Annotated in this window: 19 protein-coding genes and 1 pseudogene; 11 read left to right on the top strand and 9 right to left on the bottom strand. The window is 67.2% G+C overall.

Going from position 1 to position 16237, the window contains the following annotated elements:
• Positions 1-56: 56 nt before the first annotated feature.
• Positions 57-1706: a Na+/H+ antiporter gene (locus ACZK2G_RS02440; protein WP_012509929.1), complete on the top strand. Its 1650-nt coding sequence runs from the start codon at positions 57-59 to the stop codon at positions 1704-1706.
• A gap of 81 nt (positions 1707-1787) precedes the next feature.
• Here the strand turns inward: ACZK2G_RS02440 and ACZK2G_RS02445 are convergent, their stop codons facing one another.
• Positions 1788-2036 (bottom strand): DUF3297 family protein, encoded by a 249-nt coding sequence (locus tag ACZK2G_RS02445; RefSeq protein WP_012509930.1) that lies wholly within the window; start codon positions 2034-2036, stop codon positions 1788-1790.
• A gap of 89 nt (positions 2037-2125) precedes the next feature.
• Between ACZK2G_RS02445 and ACZK2G_RS02450 the strand changes: the two genes are divergently transcribed.
• Positions 2126-2668: a DUF6630 family protein gene (locus ACZK2G_RS02450; RefSeq protein WP_046983083.1), complete on the top strand. Its 543-nt coding sequence runs from the start codon at positions 2126-2128 to the stop codon at positions 2666-2668.
• Positions 2669-2749: 81 nt separating this feature from the next.
• Here ACZK2G_RS02450 and ACZK2G_RS02455 read toward each other — a convergent pair whose 3' ends face one another.
• The 5 genes from ACZK2G_RS02455 to msrB all read right to left on the bottom strand — a co-directional run bounded on the left by ACZK2G_RS02455 (position 2750) and on the right by msrB (position 6003).
• Complete coding sequence (locus ACZK2G_RS02455) at positions 2750-3025, bottom strand: DUF4031 domain-containing protein (protein WP_046983082.1); 276 nt, start codon at positions 3023-3025, stop codon at positions 2750-2752.
• Positions 3026-3038: 13 nt separating this feature from the next.
• Complete coding sequence (locus ACZK2G_RS02460; RefSeq protein ID WP_478474600.1) at positions 3039-3551, bottom strand: hypothetical protein; 513 nt, start codon at positions 3549-3551, stop codon at positions 3039-3041.
• A gap of 96 nt (positions 3552-3647) precedes the next feature.
• Positions 3648-4586, bottom strand: a complete 939-nt coding sequence (gene motB, locus ACZK2G_RS02465; RefSeq protein ID WP_478474602.1) for a flagellar motor protein MotB — start codon at positions 4584-4586, stop codon at positions 3648-3650.
• 3 nt (positions 4587-4589) lie between these two features.
• Positions 4590-5444, bottom strand: coding sequence for a flagellar motor stator protein MotA (gene motA, locus ACZK2G_RS02470; RefSeq protein WP_046983079.1), 855 nt, complete (start codon positions 5442-5444; stop codon positions 4590-4592).
• 91 nt (positions 5445-5535) lie between these two features.
• On the bottom strand, positions 5536-6003 hold the full coding sequence (msrB, locus tag ACZK2G_RS02475) for a peptide-methionine (R)-S-oxide reductase MsrB (RefSeq protein ID WP_136639249.1): 468 nt from the start codon (positions 6001-6003) through the stop codon (positions 5536-5538).
• 140 nt (positions 6004-6143) lie between these two features.
• Between msrB and ACZK2G_RS02480 the strand changes: the two genes are divergently transcribed.
• Both ACZK2G_RS02480 and ACZK2G_RS02485 read left to right on the top strand, forming a co-directional pair.
• On the top strand, positions 6144-6515 hold the full coding sequence (locus ACZK2G_RS02480) for a classical arabinogalactan protein 4 (RefSeq protein WP_478474604.1): 372 nt from the start codon (positions 6144-6146) through the stop codon (positions 6513-6515).
• 144 nt (positions 6516-6659) lie between these two features.
• A complete protein-coding gene (locus tag ACZK2G_RS02485; RefSeq protein WP_049424811.1) occupies positions 6660-6845 on the top strand; it encodes a hypothetical protein in 186 nt (61 codons plus the stop codon).
• 111 nt (positions 6846-6956) lie between these two features.
• On the opposite strand, the gene ACZK2G_RS02490 is transcribed toward ACZK2G_RS02485, so the two are convergent.
• Positions 6957-7436, bottom strand: coding sequence for an Lrp/AsnC ligand binding domain-containing protein (locus ACZK2G_RS02490; protein ID WP_004140558.1), 480 nt, complete (start codon positions 7434-7436; stop codon positions 6957-6959).
• 149 nt (positions 7437-7585) lie between these two features.
• Here ACZK2G_RS02490 and ACZK2G_RS02495 point away from each other — a divergent pair, with 149 nt between their 5' ends.
• Positions 7586-8890, top strand: coding sequence for a D-amino acid dehydrogenase (locus tag ACZK2G_RS02495; RefSeq protein ID WP_004140565.1), 1305 nt, complete (start codon positions 7586-7588; stop codon positions 8888-8890).
• A complete protein-coding gene (gene alr / locus ACZK2G_RS02500; protein WP_046983074.1) occupies positions 8869-9936 on the top strand; it encodes an alanine racemase in 1068 nt (355 codons plus the stop codon). The genes ACZK2G_RS02495 and alr overlap by 22 nt, the downstream gene beginning before the upstream one ends.
• Before the next feature lie 173 nt (positions 9937-10109).
• Here alr and ACZK2G_RS02505 read toward each other — a convergent pair whose 3' ends face one another.
• The gene (locus ACZK2G_RS02505; RefSeq protein WP_046983095.1) at positions 10110-10673 is read right to left on the bottom strand and encodes a DUF3016 domain-containing protein; all 564 of its coding nucleotides are present in this window, start codon (positions 10671-10673) and stop codon (positions 10110-10112) included.
• 244 nt (positions 10674-10917) lie between these two features.
• Between ACZK2G_RS02505 and ACZK2G_RS02510 the strand changes: the two are divergent.
• Together ACZK2G_RS02510 and ACZK2G_RS02515 are read left to right on the top strand one after the other, a co-directional pair.
• Positions 10918-12905, top strand: a pseudogene (locus tag ACZK2G_RS02510) (hybrid sensor histidine kinase/response regulator).
• A gap of 43 nt (positions 12906-12948) precedes the next feature.
• Complete coding sequence (locus ACZK2G_RS02515) at positions 12949-13242, top strand: DUF3247 family protein (protein WP_337302570.1); 294 nt, start codon at positions 12949-12951, stop codon at positions 13240-13242.
• Positions 13243-13334: 92 nt separating this feature from the next.
• Here ACZK2G_RS02515 and ACZK2G_RS02520 read toward each other — a convergent pair whose 3' ends face one another.
• Complete coding sequence (locus ACZK2G_RS02520) at positions 13335-13598, bottom strand: hypothetical protein (RefSeq protein WP_005407925.1); 264 nt, start codon at positions 13596-13598, stop codon at positions 13335-13337.
• 156 nt (positions 13599-13754) lie between these two features.
• On the opposite strand from ACZK2G_RS02520, the gene ACZK2G_RS02525 reads away from it, so the two are divergent.
• The 3 genes from ACZK2G_RS02525 to ACZK2G_RS02535 are packed head-to-tail and all read left to right on the top strand — an operon-like array spanning position 13755 to position 16203.
• A complete protein-coding gene (locus ACZK2G_RS02525; protein ID WP_295377008.1) occupies positions 13755-14825 on the top strand; it encodes a class I SAM-dependent methyltransferase in 1071 nt (356 codons plus the stop codon).
• Positions 14822-15523, top strand: coding sequence for a pseudouridine synthase (locus tag ACZK2G_RS02530; protein WP_046983072.1), 702 nt, complete (start codon positions 14822-14824; stop codon positions 15521-15523). The genes ACZK2G_RS02525 and ACZK2G_RS02530 overlap by 4 nt, the downstream gene beginning before the upstream one ends.
• Positions 15520-16203, top strand: a complete 684-nt coding sequence (locus tag ACZK2G_RS02535; protein WP_046983071.1) for an HAD family hydrolase — start codon at positions 15520-15522, stop codon at positions 16201-16203. Before ACZK2G_RS02530 ends, ACZK2G_RS02535 begins: the two co-directional genes overlap by 4 nt.
• Positions 16204-16237 lie beyond the last annotated feature (34 nt).

Below are 16237 nucleotides of genomic sequence, written 5' to 3' on the forward strand. Positions count from 1 at the left end.
CGGGTTTCCGGCGCTGGCCCCCCGTGCCTCCCCGCGCGCCGCTTCCTGGAAGAAGCATGCATACCATCGAAGTCGTCCTGGCGATGCTGGTGGCCGTTGTCGCCAGCGGCTACCTGGTTCGCGTCCTGCCGTTCTCATTGCCGCTGCCGCTGGTGCAGATCGGCCTGGGTGCGGTGATCGCCGGGGTGTTCAACCGCGGGCACGCGCTGGAGCCGGAAGTGTTCTTCCTGCTGTTCCTGCCGCCGCTGCTGTTCCTCGACGGCTGGCGCATCCCCAAGCAGGGCCTGTTCCGCGATAAAGGCGCGATCCTCGAGCTGGCGTTCGGCCTGGTGGTGTTCACTGTCATCGGTGCCGGCCTGTTGATCCACTGGATGATTCCGGTGATGCCGCTGGCGGTGTGCTTCGCGCTCGCGGCGATCGTGTCGCCGACCGACCCGGTGGCGGTCGGGGCGATCGCCTCCAAGGCGCCGATTCCCAAGCGCCTGATGCACATCCTGGAAGGCGAGTCGCTGCTCAACGATGCGTCCGGCCTGGTCTGCTTCCGCTTCGCGGTGGCGGCGGTGATGACCGGTACCTTCTCGCTGGCCACGGCCTCGCTGACCTTCCTGTGGGTGGCGGTGGCTGGCCTGGCGGTGGGCGTGGCGGTCACCCTCGGTGTTTCCACCTTCCAGCGCTGGCTGTGGCGCCGCTTCGGCGAGGAGCCGGGTGCGGCGATGCTGGTCAACCTGCTGATTCCGTTCGCGGCCTACCTGCTGGCCGAAGAGATCAATGCCTCGGGCATCCTGGCTGCGGTCGCGGCCGGCATCTCGATGAGCTACGTGGAAATGACCGGCCGCGTCTCCGGCAGCATGCGCGTGCAGCGTGCCGGGGTCTGGAACATGCTGCAGTTCAGCTTCAACGGCATCATGTTCGTGCTGCTGGGCGAGCAGCTGCCGGGCATTGTCGAACGTGCCACCACCACCATGAACGAGAGCGGCCACCAGAGCGCGTGGTGGTTGCTGGTCTACGTGCTGGTGATCAACGCCACGTTGATCACGCTGCGCCTGCTGTGGGTATGGCTGTCGCTGCGCTGGAACCTGCTGCGCGCGCGGCGTCGCGGGCTGGAGCGTGGCGAGGCACCGAACTGGCGCATCGTGGTGGCCACCTCGGTGGCCGGTGTGCGCGGTGCGATCACCCTGGCCGGCGTGCTGACGCTGCCGTTGTTCCTGCCTGATGGCAGTCCGTTCCCGGCGCGCGACCTGGTGATCTTCCTGGCCGCGGCGGTGATCCTGTTCTCGCTGGTCGGCGCCAGCGTGGCGCTGCCGCAGTTGCTGAAGGGCCTGCAGCTGCCGGCCGATTCGGGCGAACGCAAGGAAGAAGACCTGGCACGCAGGCTGTCATCGAAGGCCGCGCTGGCGGGGGTGGAGCGCATGCGCCAGCAGATGGTGATGAACCAGAACACCGAGAACGTGCAGTTGTACAACGACGCCGCCTCGCGGGTGAGCCTGCTGTACCAGCGGCACCTGGAGAAGGACAGCGACGGGCCCGACGTGGACCCGGAGAAGGTGCAGCGCATGGAACTGGGCTATCGCCAGCTGCGCAGCGCCGGCCTCAATGCCGAGCGCGAGGAACTGTTCCGGCTGACCCGGCGCGGGGTGATCTCCGATGAGATCTCGCGACGCCTGATCCGCAACCTGGACCTGCTGGAATCGCGCAAGCGCGAATGACGTTGCGGTCGGGCGCCGTCGATCGGGGTCAGATCCCTTTCCGCAGGAAAGGGATCTGACCCCAGGATCGGAGAGCCGTGCTTATTCCGGCTTCGTTTCCAGGAAATACGCCTCGACCTTGCCCTTGACCTTGATCGTCATCGGGTTGCCACGGCGGTCGCGGGCCTTGCCGGCCTGCACGCGGATCCAGCCTTCGCTGACCGAATATTCTTCGACGTTGTCGCGCTCGACGTCGTTGAAACGCACGCCGACGCCGCGCTCCAGCGCCTGCGCATCATGGAAGGGGCTGGCCGGGTTGATCGCCAGGTGGTCGGGAGGGGTATCGCTCATCGCTTCATTCAGGGTGACGGCCACCAAGGCCGGCTTCAGCGCTACAGGATAAACCGTAGAATGCCCGCCTGCCCCAAGGAGTGCCCGCCATGCCCGACAACAGCGATTATTTCGACTTCGAAGAAGACGTCCAGGATTTCGACGAGGCCGATTTCGAGGCGCGTGTCTGGAACCTGCTGGTGCTGATCAATCCGGGTGATGACGAACAGGCCCTGCAGCAGTTCAACCGCTGGCGCGAGCAGCTGGCCGAGCAGGGGCAGCCGCTGGAGGCTGACAGCGACTGGCTGCCGGCCCTGTTCACGGCCATCGCCTGGCAATCGGGCTTCGACGTGGAGCGCGACGACCTGGATTCGCTGCAGTCGGCGGTCAATGAGCTGTCGGCGCGCTTCAACGTACAGCTGGACTGGGGTGGTGACCTCGATGACGAGGACTTCGCCGAGGACCTGGACGGTGTGCAGCTGATGTCCACCGCTTTTGATCGCCTGCGCGAACACAACTACACGCTGTGGAGCGTGGATGCCGGCAGCGATGGCTTCACTGGCGTGATGGCACTGACCCGCGACGATGACGCGATGCTGGCGCTGTGTTCGCTGCTGAACGTGGAAATCCGCTTGGGCAGCGACCCGTTCTGAGATTGATCGGTAGCGCCGGGCCATGCCCGGCGGCTTTTCACCGCGCTGCGCGCTCGCAGGGCATGGCCCGGCGCTAACCATCTACGGCCGGTACTGCGCCCTGGCGTTGGCGATCACCGCTTTCACCAGCGCGCGGTCGGTATGCCGGGAAATCGCGCGGGCACCCAGCGCGATTGCCTGCGCACGCAGGTCTGCAGTGACATCGTAATGCGCGCCGCTGGCCTTGTTCTGGAAGGCCCGCGGTGGAATGCCGAGCTGCGCGGCCATGGCGTGCAGCTCGGGCAGGGTGTCGGCCATCAGGTGCGCCCAGCGCTGTCCGCGCCAGGGATGCACCGCGTCATCGACGTAGACCGACACCGCCGCGGCCGGATCAGGCCTGCGGCTTACCGTCGGCGTCGGCGGCCGGGGCGGCCTCGGCGTCGGCAGCGCCTTCGGCGCCGGTGGTCTCTGCAGCAGCCTCATCGGCAGCTGCTTCGCCTTCAGCGGCTGCGCCTTCGGCCTGCTCGCTGGCGAACTCGGCCACCAGCTTGTCCAGGTACTCCTCGGCGGTCTGGCCGGCTTCAGCGGCCAGGGTGTCCAGCAGCTTCTGCATCAGCTCGGAGTATTCCAGGGTGACCGTGCGGCCTTCGGCTTCCTGCATGTTCGACAGGTGCTTGAGCATGGCCAGCATCGGCACCGGGTTGTCGGCGTTGCCCATGGTCTGGCCACCGATGGCCAGCAGCCACTCACGGCCCTGAAGGCCGATGGCGGCCACGGCCTGGCCGTCTTCGCTGAGCAGCACGGCATGGTTCTGCACCTGCTCGCGCGCGTTCAGACGGAGGAACGGACGCTTGGCCTGCTGCTTCTTGCGCTTGTCGCGCTTGGCCTTGGAGTTCTGGGACATGGGGTGGAATCACCTGAAAAGGAAAGACCGCCATTGTAGCGGCCGGGCGCAGGTGGGGTCAGATCCCTTTCCCTTGGAAAGGGATCTGACCCCGATTCAGCGCACCGGCCCCTGCGCCGCCTGCACATCCGGGTCGGCGGTGGTGGCCGACAGCCCCACCTGCGGGCCGGCACCGGCCAGTGCGGCCTGCTCGGCGGCCTTGGTCATCACCACGATGCTGATGCGGCGGTTGATCGGGTTCTGCGGATCGGCCTTGTCAAACAGCACCGACGAAGACAGGCCGACCACGCGGGTGATCTTGCTGTCTTCCAGGCCGCCATCGATCAGCGCGCGGCGCGCGGCATTGGCGCGGTCGGCGCTCAGTTCCCAGTTGCCGTAACCGCGCGCGGCCGAATAGGCAGTGATGTCGGTGTGGCCGGTCAGGCTGATCCGGTTCGGCACGTGGTTCAGGTACTCGGCCAGTTCGTGCAGGATCTGCTGGGTGTACGGCTTCAGGGTGGCGCTGCCGAGGTCGAACATCGGCCGGTTCTGCTTGTCCACGATCTGGATGCGCAGGCCTTCCGGGGTCAGGTCCAGCAGCAGCTGGTCCTTGAACGGTTCCAGCGCCTGGCTGCGGCTGATCGCTTCCTGCAGTTCCTTCATCAGCGCTTCCAGCTGCTGCTTGTCGCGCTGCTGCTCGTCCACCGGCTGCGGTATCGACTTCTGCTGGTTCTGGAAGGGATCGTTGCTGTTGCCGCGCGAAACATCGGTGGCGCCGCCGAGCTTGATCATCGAGGTGCTGGCACCGCCCGGCCCGGCCATGCCTGGCGCCGGCGTCGCGCTGGAGCCGACCAGCGGGCTGGGGTTGCGGAAGTACTCGGAAATGGCTGCGCGCTCGGGCTTGCTGGTGCTGGCCATCAGCCACAGCACCAGGAAGAAGGCCATCATCGCGGTCACGAAGTCGGCGTAGGCCACCTTCCACGAACCGCCATGGTGGGCGGCGTGGCCGGCCTTCCTGACCCGGCGGACGATGACAGTGGGCTTGGTTTCGGCCATGGCTTACTTGACTGTCTTCAGGTGCTGCTCGAAGTCGGAGAACGCCGGGCGCACGTTCGACGGCAGCGTCTTGCGGGCGAACTCCAGCGCGATCTTCGGGTTGTAGCCGCGCAGGCAGGCCAGCAGGGCGGTCTTCACCGACTCGTAGATACGGCTGTCCTGCTCGGCGCGGGCTTCCATCGCCGCTGCCATCGGGCCGACGAAGCCATAGCCCAGCAGGATGCCGAGGAAGGTGCCGACCAGCGCGCCGGCCACGTGGCCGCCGACCTCGACGATGTCGCCGCCGATCGAGCCCATGGTGATGACGATGCCCAGCACCGCCGCGACGATGCCGAAACCGGGCAATCCGTCGGCGACCTTGGTCAGCACCTGCGACGGCGCCATCGCCTCGGCGTGGTGCTTTTCCAGCTCCAGTTCCAGCAGCGGCTCCAGCTCGTGCGGCTCGATGTTGCTGCCGATCATCAGGCGCAGGCAATCGGTGATGAAGTCGATCAGGTGATGGTCGGCCTGCACCTTCGGGTAGTTGCCGAACAGCGCGCTTTCAGCCGGGCGCTCGACATGGTCTTCCAGCGCCATGAAGCCCTCGCGGCGGGCCTTGTTGAGCAGTTCGTACACCAGGCTGAGGACGTCGATGTAGTCCTGCTGCTTGTAGCGCGGGCCCTTGAACACGCCGACCATGGCCTGCAGGGTCTGCTTGACCGTCTTGGCCGGGGTGCCGACCAGGAACGCGCCCAGTGCGGCACCGCCGATGATGACCAGTTCGTAGGGCTGCCAGAGCGCACCCAGGCGTCCGTGGGCCCCGAGGTAGCCCCCGAGCACGCTGATGATGACGACCAGGAATCCAACGATGATGAGCATGGGGCGACGCAAGGAGGGGGGATATCTCCTTGTCGGCCCGTCGCCCGGTTTTCTGAAGAGGGAATTCTGTGAAATCGGTCAGCGGGGTATTTCAGCCCGCCACGCCGCTTTCCGCACCGCCACGCTGCAACGGGTCAGGCCAGGGCTCGCCGTTGCCGGTGAACGAAAGTGAGACGGAGTTCAGGCAGTGGCGCTCATGGGTCGGCGGCGGGCCGTCGGGGAACACATGGCCCAGATGGCTGCCGCAGCGCGCGCAGGTGATCTCGGTGCGGACCATGCCGTGGCTGGTATCGCGGATCTCGCGCACGTGCGCCGGGTCGAACGGAGCAAAGAAGCTGGGCCAGCCGGTGCCGGAATCGAACTTGGTGCTGGAGCGGAACAGCGGCAGCGCACACAGCCGGCAGCAATAGACGCCCTCGCGCTTGTTGTCGAGGAACACACCGCAGAACGGCGCTTCGGTGCCGTGCTGCAGCAGCACGCGGCGCTCCTCATTGCTGAGACCGGCAACCAGCGCCTCGGTCTGGGTGGTGGTCGGGGGCGTCAGGTCGAAGGCAGTCATGGCGGCGCTCCGTGGGGTCGATGGCCTGGGGATGCCCACAAACGTGGGGTTGTCGGCGCGACCTTGCAAGTGTGATGGCCGTTCATGGGCGGCACACAGGCGCAGGCGCAAGGTGAATGCGATCCATACCGGAGCGTGCCATGAAACTGTCCCTTTCCCTGCTGCTGGCCCTGCTGCCCGCGCTGGCGCTGGCTCAGGTGCCGACCGGTAATCCGACCGTCACCCGCAGCAGCACCACCGTAGCCCCCCAGCCGGTGGTGCCGCCCGTGCAGCCAGCGAGGCCGCAGCCGCAGGTGCTGCCTTCGCCGCAGCCAGTGCAGCCGATCAAGTCCACCGGCCCGGCCCAGGTTGCGCCGGTCCCGGCGCCGAAGCCGTCCAGCAAGGTCTACGACCGCAACGGCCGCATCATCCCGGGTGTGCGCCCGGCCGGCCCCAACCGCGTATTCGATTCGCGTACCGGCCGCTATTACGACAGCATGCCGGCCGGTGACGGCCAGCAGATCAAGCGCTGATCTCGGATGTCAACCAAGGTTGGCAGCTACCGCACGCTGTCCGGCCTGAACGCACGAAAACAACATCCTGCCGATCACTGCTTTTTCGCCTGCGATTAACCGTTCCGGGACCAACTTGACCGTGCGGCGGCATTCCGCCGCCGCATGTCCTTCGTCCACTGGATCGCGATCATGAAAAACCAGCAGAACCGTCATCCCGGCAAGGAACCGCAGGGCCGTAACCCGCAGCAGCAACAGCAGCAACAACAGCAGCAGATGGACCCGCAGCAGCCGCACAAGGGTGGCAAGCAGCAGGAGCAGCGCTCGCAGAAGCACCCGCAGCAGCGTTGACGGTTGCCATGACCGGGGTCAGAGCCCGCTGCGCGGGATCCGACCCCTTGCCGAATCCTGACCGGGGTCGGATCCCGCACCGCGGGCTCTGACCCCAACCGCAGCCGCGGCTCAATCCGGAATCGGCAGGCTCAGCGTCTCCTTCACCTCTTCCATCACGATGTAGCTCTTCGACTCACGTACGTGCGGCAGCGTCAGCAGCGTGCTGCCGAGCAGCTTGCGGTAGGAGGCCATCTCGCTGATCCGCGCCTTCAGCAGGTAATCGAAGTCGCCCGACACCAGGTGGCACTCCAGTACGTTCGGCAACTTCAGCGCCGCGCGCCGGAACTCCTCGAAGATGTCGCCGGACTTGTAGGCCAGGCTGATTTCCACGAACACCAGCAGGCTGGCCTTCACCGCCGCCGGGTCCAGGTGGGCGTGGTAGCCGGTGATCACCGCTTCGCGCTCGAGCCGGCGCACGCGCTCGGTGCATGGCGTGGTCGACAGGCCGACCCGCTCGCCCAGTTCGGTGAAGGAGATACGGCCCTCGGCCTGCAGGATGCGCAGGATCTTGCGGTCGATCTTGTCCAGTTCGCGGGTACGGGTGGCCATGGCCGTCAACCTTGGGGAATGAATTGCAGGAGAACATCCTGCCGGTTGATTGCAAATCAGGCAAATCAACTGGTATTGGCTGTCTATACTTCCCCAATTATGGTCCCGGCACGCTCCAGTGCAGGGAATGATCGGGTTGGAGAAGTCCCATGCGAGTCCTAGTTCTCGGCAGCGGCGTGATCGGCACCACCAGTGCCTGGTACCTGCGACAGGCCGGGTTTGAAGTCACGGTCATCGACCGCCAACCCGGCCCGGCGCTGGAGACCAGCTTCGCCAATGCCGGCCAGCTGTCGTTCGGCTACACCTCGCCGTGGGCGGCACCGGGCGTGCCGAAGAAGGCGATCGGCTGGCTGTTCGAGAAGCACGCGCCGCTGGCGATCAAGCCGGGCATGGACCTGGCTCAGTACCGCTGGCTGTGGCAGATGCTGCGCAACTGCACGCATGAGCGCTACGCGATCAACAAGGCGCGCATGGTGCGCATGTCCGAGTACAGCCGCGACTGCCTGAACGAGCTGCGGGCGCAGATCGGTATCGAATTCGAAGGCCGCGACCTGGGCACCACCCAGTTGTTCCGCACCCAGCAGCAGTTGGACGCCTCGGCGCAGGACATCGAGATCCTGGCCCAGTACGGCGTGCCGTACGAGGTACTGGACCGCGCCGGCATCATCCAGGCCGAACCGGCCCTGGCCCATGTCGACGGCCTGGTCGGCGCGCTGCGCCTGCCGCGTGACCAGACCGGCGACTGCCAGCTGTTCACCCGCCGCCTGGCGCAGATGTGCGTGGACGCCGGCGTCGAGTTCCGCTTCGACCAGGACATCACCGGTCTGGTCTCCGATGGCGAGCGCATCACCGGCGTGCACGTCAACGGCACCCTGGAAACCGCTGACCGCTTCGTGGTCGCGCTCGGCAGTTACTCGCCGGCGCTGGTCGCACCGCTGGGCATGCGCCTGCCGGTGTACCCGCTGAAGGGGTATTCGCTGACCCTGCCGATCACCGATCCGGCGATGGCACCGACCTCGACCATCCTCGATGAGAGCTACAAGGTGGCGGTCACCCGTTTCGACGACCGCATCCGCGTCGGAGGCATGGCCGAAGTGGCCGGCTTCGACCTGTCGCTGTCGCAGCGCCGCCGCGAGACCCTGGAACTGGTGGTCAGCGACCTGTACCCGAAGGGCGGCGACCTGTCGCGCGCGCAGTTCTGGACCGGCCTGCGCCCGGCCACGCCGGATGGCACGCCGGTGATCGGCGCCACACCGTTCCGCAACCTGTACCTCAACACTGGGCACGGCACGCTGGGCTGGACCATGGCATGCGGCTCGGGCCGCTACCTGGCCGACCTGATGAGCGCACGCCAGCCGCAGATCAGCACCGAAGGCCTGGATGTTTTCCGCTATGGCCAGTACGGTCACGCCCCGCAACATGAGAACCGCACATGCGTCCTGCCCGCGCGCTGATTGATCTGGGCGCCCTGCGCAGCAACTACCGCCTCGCCCGCGAACTGGGCGGTGGCAAGGCCCTGGCGATCATCAAGGCCGATGCCTACGGCCATGGCGCGGTGCGCTGTGCGCAGGCGCTGGAAGGCGAGGCCGATGGTTTCGGCGTGGCCACCATCGAAGAGGCGCTGGAACTGCGCCAGGCCGGCATCCGTGCGCCGATCCTGCTGCTGGAAGGCATCTTCGAAGCTAGTGACATGGCGCTGGTGGCCGAGCACGATTTCTGGTTCGCCGTCGGTTCGCCGTGGCAGCTGGAGGCGCTGGCCGCCTTCGACAGCCCGCGTCCGTTGACGGTGTGGCTGAAGCTGGACAGCGGCATGCATCGCCTCGGCCTGGGCGTGGACAGCTTCCGCGCCGCGCATGCGCGCCTGTCGGCGCTGCCGCAGGTCGAACGCATCGTGCTGATGACCCATCTGGCACGTGCCGACGAGCTGGACAGCGAACGCACCCACGAGCAGGCGGCGACGTTCGCCCTTGCCATCGACGGCCTCGAAGGCGAGACCAGCGTGTGCAATTCGCCGGCGCTGCTGGGCTGGCCGGATGTGCGCAGCGACTGGGTGCGCCCGGGCCTGATGCTGTACGGGGCCAATCCGTTGCCGGACAACACCGATCTCACCGCGCGCCTGCGCCCGGTGATGACCATGCAGTCCAAGGTTATTGCCGAGCGCTGGATCGAGTCGGGGGAACCGGTGGGCTATGGCGCCCGCTTCGTCTCCAAGGCACGCACCCGCGTCGGCGTGGTCGCGTTGGGGTATGCCGATGGCTATCCGCAGTTCGCGCCGAATGGTACCCCGGTGCTGATCGATGGTCAGCCCGGCGTGCTGATCGGTCGCGTGTCGATGGACATGCTGACCGTGGACCTGACTGCACATCCGCAGGCGGGCGTTGGCAGCGTGGTGGAGCTGTGGGGCAATGCGCCGACGCTGTCCGAGCTGGCGCCGCGCTGCGGCGTGAGTGCGTACCAGCTGCCGTGTGGCGTCAAGCGCGTGGCCAGGGTGTACATGTAGAGCCGAGCCCATGCTCGGCGCTGTGACTGCGTGTCGACCAAGGTCGACACCTACCGATGGGCTTTACGCGCAGCGGTCGCCCGGTACGCGTCCCCGGGCGCGGCTCTGGTAGCGGCCGACCTTGGTCGGCGCCGTGAATGCGTGTCGACCAAGGTCGACACCTGCCGATGGGCCTACCGCGCAGCGGTGGCCTGGCTGGCCAGCTGCCGCTTCACCCAGTCATCGATCAGGCGCTTCTCATAGCGCAGCGGATCACTGTCGCTCTTCAGCCCTACGTTGTGCAGATAGCCGGTGTCGCTCAGGCGCGCATCGCCTTCGCTGATGATGCGGCCGCTGGCATCCTTCAGCGTGTACTGCAGGCTGATCCGCGGCGGGTAGATGTCACGCATGATCCGGATGTCACTGCCGCGGGGGCCATGCCAGGGCTCGTAGTCGCCGGCGCGCTTGATGTCGACCAGGGTCACGTCGAGGGTCTGGCCAGGCTGCAGCGGCTTGGCCGCCGTGGTCTGCAGGTAGCGCGCCAGCTGCTGCACCCAGTCGCCGCGCTCGGCTTCGAAGCGGTTGGTGCTCTGGCGGATCTCGGTGAATTTGGCCGGATCATCCCATTTCACGCTGACCGGGCCATCGGCCTGTAGCGCACGTGGTGCCTGCGCATCGGTCACGGTGCGCGGGGCCGCGTTGGCGCCGCCCGCCACCAGGGCGCCTGCCAGCAGGGCAATCGCGAGTGAGCGTTTCATGACGGTCTCCTGCGTCCCACCGATGGGGACGATGTTGATCACGGATCGAGTGTGATCCTGCTTCCAGGCAACGGCAATGGCCGATTGCGTCACATACAAGAGTGGTTGCCGCCAATTCATTGTCGTCAAGCATGACTGACGGCGCTTGACGCTGTGAATACGCTCTTTGGAAGATGCTGTGCCTCCAACCCGGCCTGTCCAAACGCCCTTGTCCACACTGCCGCCCCTAGTGGAGCGCCCACCGATGATGGTGCCGGCGCCCGAACCCGACCTGCATCATGGCGTGCTTGAGCGCATCAACGCAGGTTTCTGCGTGATCCAGGTGCTGTTCGATGGTGATCGTGCGGTGGACTACCGTTTCATCGAGGTCAACGATGCCTTCGAGCGGCATACCGGACTGAAGGACGCACGCGGCCAGCGCATGAGCGCGCTGGAACCGCACCACGAGGAAGACTGGTTCCGCATCTACGGTGAAGTGGCCCGCAGCGGCCGCCCGGCGCAGTTCGAGATGGAAGCGCGGGCGCTGGGCCGCTCGTTCGCGGTCGACGCGGTGCGCGTGGGGCGCCCGGGTGAGGACAAGGTCGGCATCCTGTTCTTCGACATCACCGCGCGCAAGCAGATGGAAGTTGAGCTGGGTGAAAGCGAAGCGCGCTTCAGTGCGCTGGCCGATGGCCTGCCGATGCCGGTCTGGGTGCTGGACGAGCGTGGCCATGCACGCTTCGTCAACAGCGCCTTCAGTGAGTTTTTCGGTGGCGACGAAACGCGCGTTCCCGAGGATGTGTGGCGTGGGCTGGTGCATCCGGACGACGCCTCGGTGTTCGAGTACGAGCTGCAGGAGGCCTTGAAGGCGCAGCGCTCGATGCATGCGTTGGTGCGTGCGCGGCGTGCCGATGGCCAATGGCGCTGGCTGGAGATGAATGCACGTCCACGCTTTTCGCGGATGGGCCGCTTCATCGGCCTTGCCGGCAGCAGCCCGGACGTGACCGAGCGCCGCGAAATCGAACTGGCCCGCGAGGAACTGCTGCAGTCCGAGCGTGCCGCGCGCAGCGCGGCCGAGAACATGGCGCGGCTGAAGGACGAATTCCTGGCCACGTTGTCGCATGAGCTGCGCACGCCGCTGACCACCATCCTGGGCTGGAGCGAATTGTTGCTGCAGCGCGTGGACACACCAGCCCGCTGTACAAGGGCCTGGGCGTGATCGCCAACAGCGCTGGCGCGCAGAAGCGGCTGATCTCGGACATGCTCGATCTCAGCAGCATGCTGCTGGGCAAGGTGCAGCTGGAAGTGGAAGTGCTGGATCTGTGCGGCGTGCTGGGCGAAGCGATCGGTGCGCAGGAGCTGGTGGCCGAAGGCAAGGCGCTGGATGTGCACCTGCAGCTGCCTGACCGGCCCAGCCTGGTGCTGGGCGATGCCACCCGCCTGCAGCAGGTGTTCTGGAACCTGCTCTCCAACGCGATCAAATTCACCCCGGCCGAAGGCCGCATCGACGTGGCCCTGCAGGCCGATGGCAATCACTGGGTGATCACCGTGCGCGATACCGGCGACGGCATCGCGCCTGAGTTCCTCAACCACCTGTTCAGCCGCTTCCGCCAGGCCGATGGCACCACCACCCGCCGCCATGGCGGCCTGGGCCTGGGTCTGGCGATCGTGCAGCAGCTGGTCGAGCTGCACGGCGGCACGGTCACCGCCGCCAGTGAAGGGCACGGCCACGGCGCTACCTTCACCGTGCGCCTGCCGCAGCACCTTCCGGATGCCGAGCGCCGTCCGCTGCGCGAAGTAATCAGCGGGCCGATCCTGGAGCCGGTGATCGTTGAACCGTATCCGCTGCGCGGCATGCACGTGCTGGCGGTGGAAGACCAGCCGGAAGTGCTGGAGTACCTGCGGCGCATGCTGGAAGAGCAGGGCGCGAGCGTGTCCGCGGCCAGTTCCGCAGGCGAGGCATTGGCATTGCTGGCCGACACCGGCCATCTGCAGTACCACGTGATGCTCACCGATATCGGCATGCCCGGCATGGATGGCTACGGCCTGGTGCGTACGCTGCGCGAGGACATGGGCGTGGACGCGCTGACCCTGCCAGCGGTGGCGGTGACAGCACTGGCGCGCGCTGACGATCGCCGCCGTGCGTTGGCGTCGGGCTTCCAGGAGCATGTGGCCAAGCCCTATTCGGTGGCGCAGCTGGTGTCGGCGGTACGCAAGGTGCAGGTGCCGCGCGCCGACAGCGCGCTGCACTGAGCATTCACGGCTGATCGGCGACCCTGCACGCAGGAGGTCGCCGATGTCCCGTATTGCTCCCCGTATCCATACCGATCCGGCGCAGATCGCGCGCCTGGAGGCCCTGTTGCCGCAGCTGGAAGGCGAAACGCAGGTGGAACTCATCCTGCAGGACGGTCGCCGGCTGCTCGGCACCGTCGCTGTGAAGCCGACCGTGCAGCAGTACCGCAACGATGCCGGCGACGAAGGCAGCAACGGCCAGCTGCGTTTGGACGACTACGACACGCCAGTGCAGCAGCACCATGTGTGGTTGGACGAGATCGCCAGCATCAACCGCCTGCCACCCAAGGCACCTTGAGCCGGTGTAGAGCCGAGCCCGCCGCTCGGCTGCCGCCCGTGCGGCTGCGCCACCGCCCGAGCATGGGCTCGGGCTCGGGCGCTGCGGTGATGTCAATGCTCGAACAACGTCGGGGTCGCTTCGAAACGGCGTGCGTATGCGCGCTCCTCTGCGACCCTCGCCACCTCGTCGTCGGCCAGGTCCGGCGCGCCGTAGACTGCATAGGCCACGCTGCCATCGGCGCCGTGGCCGACCTGGTGCAGGCGGTAGCGTGAGTGGCCACCGCCGGTATCTTCGGGGTAATGCACGGGCGGATGGCTGCCTTCCAGGTCCATCTCGCTGTTGTCTACCACGCCACCGACGAACAAGGCACGCATGCAGGCTCTCCTGGGGATTGGGGGAGCCTTTACCCTGAACGCTGCGATGTTTCCGGGGGATCAAGGCCCCGTTCGGGTTTCGCAAAGTGGCCGGCGAGGGCTGCGCGGCCAAGCCGGTACAATGGACGGCCCTCACGCTTTGAAGTAACCGTGCCGATGGCCTCCAGCGACGACGCCCCTCTGCAGACCCTGCTCCTGCCGTTCTCCCAAGGCGCCCTGCGCTGGCCGGAGGGCCCGGTGGCCTTCCTGCGTGCCCGCGATGGCTGGCCGCTGCGCGAAGTGGCCGGTGGCCGTGAAGTGCACTGCGAGCAGAGCTTCGCCCCGTTCGCGCAGCCGCTGCAGCAGGCCGCCGGCTGGACCGTCAGCGGCCAGCTGGATGACGAAGCCGGCAAGGGCCGCTACCCGCTGGTGCTGGTGCTGCCGCCGCGCCAGCGCGAGGAAGCCCGTGCGCTGTTCGCCCGCGCTCTGGCGCTGGTCGCTGAAGGCGGCCGCATCGTCGCCTGCCAGTCCAACAACGAAGGCGCGCGTTCCGGCGAGGGCGACCTCAAGCAGCTGACCGGCCTCGGCGGCAGCCTGACCAAGAACCACTGCCGGGCGTACTGGACCGCGCCGATGCAGGGCCAGCACGATGCCGACCTGGCCAAGCGCTGGTCCGCCCTGGACGCGGTCCGCCCGATTGTCGGTGGCCGCTTCCTCAGCCGGCCGGGCGTGTTCGCCTGGGACCGGATCGACCCGGCCTCGGCGCTGCTGGCCGAGCACCTGCCGGCCGACCTGGCCGGTCGCGCCGCCGACCTCGGTGCCGGTTACGGCTACCTGTCGCGCGAGCTGTTGGAGCGCTGCCCGAAGATCACCGCGCTGGACCTGTACGAGGCCGAGCAGCGTGCGCTGGCGCTGGCCGAGCTGAACCTGGCGCCGCCGCCGCGCCCGCTGCCGCTGCGTTTCCTGTGGCGCGACGTCACTGCCGGTATCGAGCCGGACTACGACGTCATCATCAGCAACCCGCCGTTCCACACGCCCTCGCGTGCCGACCGTCCGGACATCGGCCAGCGCTTCATCGCCGTGGCCGCGCAGGCGCTGCGCCCGGGCGGACGCCTGTACGTGGTGGCCAACCGCCACCTGCCGTACGAGTACACGCTCAATGAGAGTTTCGGTGCGGTGCGCGTGGTTGCCGAGCGCGATGGCTTCAAGCTGGTCGAGGCAGTGAAGGGCAGGGGGAAGGGCAAGTGAAGCTGGTCAAGCTCATCGCCAACCTGGGCTATGGCAGCCGCAAGCAGGTGCAGTGGATGTTCCGCGAAGGCCGCGTCACCGACGCCGATGGCGAGGTGCTGTACGCCGACGACCAGGTGCCGCATGAAGCGGTGCGCGTCGATGGCGAGCCGCTGGACCCGCCGGTGGGCCTGTCGATCGCGCTGCACAAGCCGGCCGGCTACACCTGTTCCACCAAGGACAAAGGTCGCCTGATCTACGACCTGCTGCCGCCGCGCTACCGCGACCGCGACCCGGTGCTGTCCACCGTCGGCCGGCTGGACCGCGACACCAGTGGCCTGTTGCTGCTGACCGACGATGGCGGCCTGCTGCACCGGATCATCTCGCCGAAGTCGAAGCTGCCCAAGGTCTACGAAGTGGAACTGAGCGAGGACCTGCGCGGCGATGAAGGGGCGCTGTTCGCCAGTGGCACGCTGATGCTGGAGTCCGAGAAGACGCCCTTGCTGCCGGCTGAACTTGAAGTGCTGGATGCGCGCCGCGCACGCCTGGTGCTGCATGAAGGCCGCTACCATCAGGTACGCCGCATGTTCGCCGCCACCGGCAACCATGTGCAGGCCCTGCACCGCAGCCGAGTCGGCGGGCTGGACCTGCAGGGACTGGACGAAGGGCAATGGCGGCAGCTCACTCCCACCGACCTGGATACGCTGTTCGCTCCATGACCACCATCGCTGCGCTGCCGTTCCTGCCCGACGCCGTCATCTTCGACATGGACGGCCTGATGATCGACAGCGAGCGGGTCTCGCTGGCCTGCTGGAGCCAGGCCGCCGATGAATTCGGCCTGGGCCTGGATGAAACGGTGTTCCTGCGCATGGTCGGTCTCGGCGACCGCGATACGCACGCGTTGCTGCGTGCGCAGGGGGTCGAGGACAGCGTGATCGAAGCCGTGGCCGCACGCTGCCACGACCTCTACGAGGAACGCACGCAGACCGGCCTGCCGCTGCGGCCAGGCATTCTCGAATTGCTGGAACTGCTGGAGGCGCACGCGATACCGCGTGCGGTCGCGACCACCACGCGGCAGCCGCGGGCCAACCGCAAGCTGTCCGCCGCCGGCCTGCTGCCGTATTTCGATGCGGTGATCACCAGCGGCGACGTGGCGCGGCCGAAGCCGGCACCGGACATCTACCTGCTGGCTGCGCAGCGGCTGGGGCAGCTGCCAGAGCGCTGCCTGGCGCTGGAGGATTCACCGGCCGGCACGCGCGCCGCGCTGGCTGCCGGCATGACCGTGATCCAGGTGCCGGACCTGGTGCATCCGGATGAGGAGCTGCGCGCATTCGGCCACCGCATCGTCGGCTCGCTGCTGGACGCGCACGCGCTGCTGCTGCCGTTGCTGCCGAGGTAACAGCCCGCCCCTGACGGTGGGTGCCGACCGTTGG

The organism is Stenotrophomonas sp. 107298_Sma (assembly GCF_056480345.1).

Excerpts from the sequence above, each read along its gene's own strand:
- ACZK2G_RS02485 (WP_049424811.1), top strand. The coding sequence starts at position 6,660 with ATGTCCTTCGTCCACTGGATCGCGATCATGAAAAACCAGCAGAACCGT.
- ACZK2G_RS02515 (WP_337302570.1), top strand. The coding sequence starts at position 12,949 with ATGTCCCGTATTGCTCCCCGTATCCATACCGATCCGGCGCAGATCGCG.
- ACZK2G_RS02450 (WP_046983083.1), top strand. The coding sequence starts at position 2,126 with ATGCCCGACAACAGCGATTATTTCGACTTCGAAGAAGACGTCCAGGAT.
- ACZK2G_RS02440 (WP_012509929.1), top strand. The coding sequence starts at position 57 with ATGCATACCATCGAAGTCGTCCTGGCGATGCTGGTGGCCGTTGTCGCC.
- ACZK2G_RS02480 (WP_478474604.1), top strand. The coding sequence starts at position 6,144 with ATGAAACTGTCCCTTTCCCTGCTGCTGGCCCTGCTGCCCGCGCTGGCG.
- ACZK2G_RS02525 (WP_295377008.1), top strand. The coding sequence starts at position 13,755 with ATGGCCTCCAGCGACGACGCCCCTCTGCAGACCCTGCTCCTGCCGTTC.
- ACZK2G_RS02460 (WP_478474600.1), bottom strand. The coding sequence starts at position 3,551 with ATGTCCCAGAACTCCAAGGCCAAGCGCGACAAGCGCAAGAAGCAGCAG.
- ACZK2G_RS02505 (WP_046983095.1), bottom strand. The coding sequence starts at position 10,673 with ATGAAACGCTCACTCGCGATTGCCCTGCTGGCAGGCGCCCTGGTGGCG.
- alr (WP_046983074.1), top strand. The coding sequence starts at position 8,869 with ATGCGTCCTGCCCGCGCGCTGATTGATCTGGGCGCCCTGCGCAGCAAC.
- ACZK2G_RS02495 (WP_004140565.1), top strand. The coding sequence starts at position 7,586 with ATGCGAGTCCTAGTTCTCGGCAGCGGCGTGATCGGCACCACCAGTGCC.
- ACZK2G_RS02490 (WP_004140558.1), bottom strand. The coding sequence starts at position 7,436 with ATGGCCACCCGTACCCGCGAACTGGACAAGATCGACCGCAAGATCCTG.
- ACZK2G_RS02535 (WP_046983071.1), top strand. The coding sequence starts at position 15,520 with ATGACCACCATCGCTGCGCTGCCGTTCCTGCCCGACGCCGTCATCTTC.
- msrB (WP_136639249.1), bottom strand. The coding sequence starts at position 6,003 with ATGACTGCCTTCGACCTGACGCCCCCGACCACCACCCAGACCGAGGCG.
- ACZK2G_RS02520 (WP_005407925.1), bottom strand. The coding sequence starts at position 13,598 with ATGCGTGCCTTGTTCGTCGGTGGCGTGGTAGACAACAGCGAGATGGAC.
- motB (WP_478474602.1), bottom strand. The coding sequence starts at position 4,586 with ATGGCCGAAACCAAGCCCACTGTCATCGTCCGCCGGGTCAGGAAGGCC.
- motA (WP_046983079.1), bottom strand. The coding sequence starts at position 5,444 with ATGCTCATCATCGTTGGATTCCTGGTCGTCATCATCAGCGTGCTCGGG.
- ACZK2G_RS02445 (WP_012509930.1), bottom strand. The coding sequence starts at position 2,036 with ATGAGCGATACCCCTCCCGACCACCTGGCGATCAACCCGGCCAGCCCC.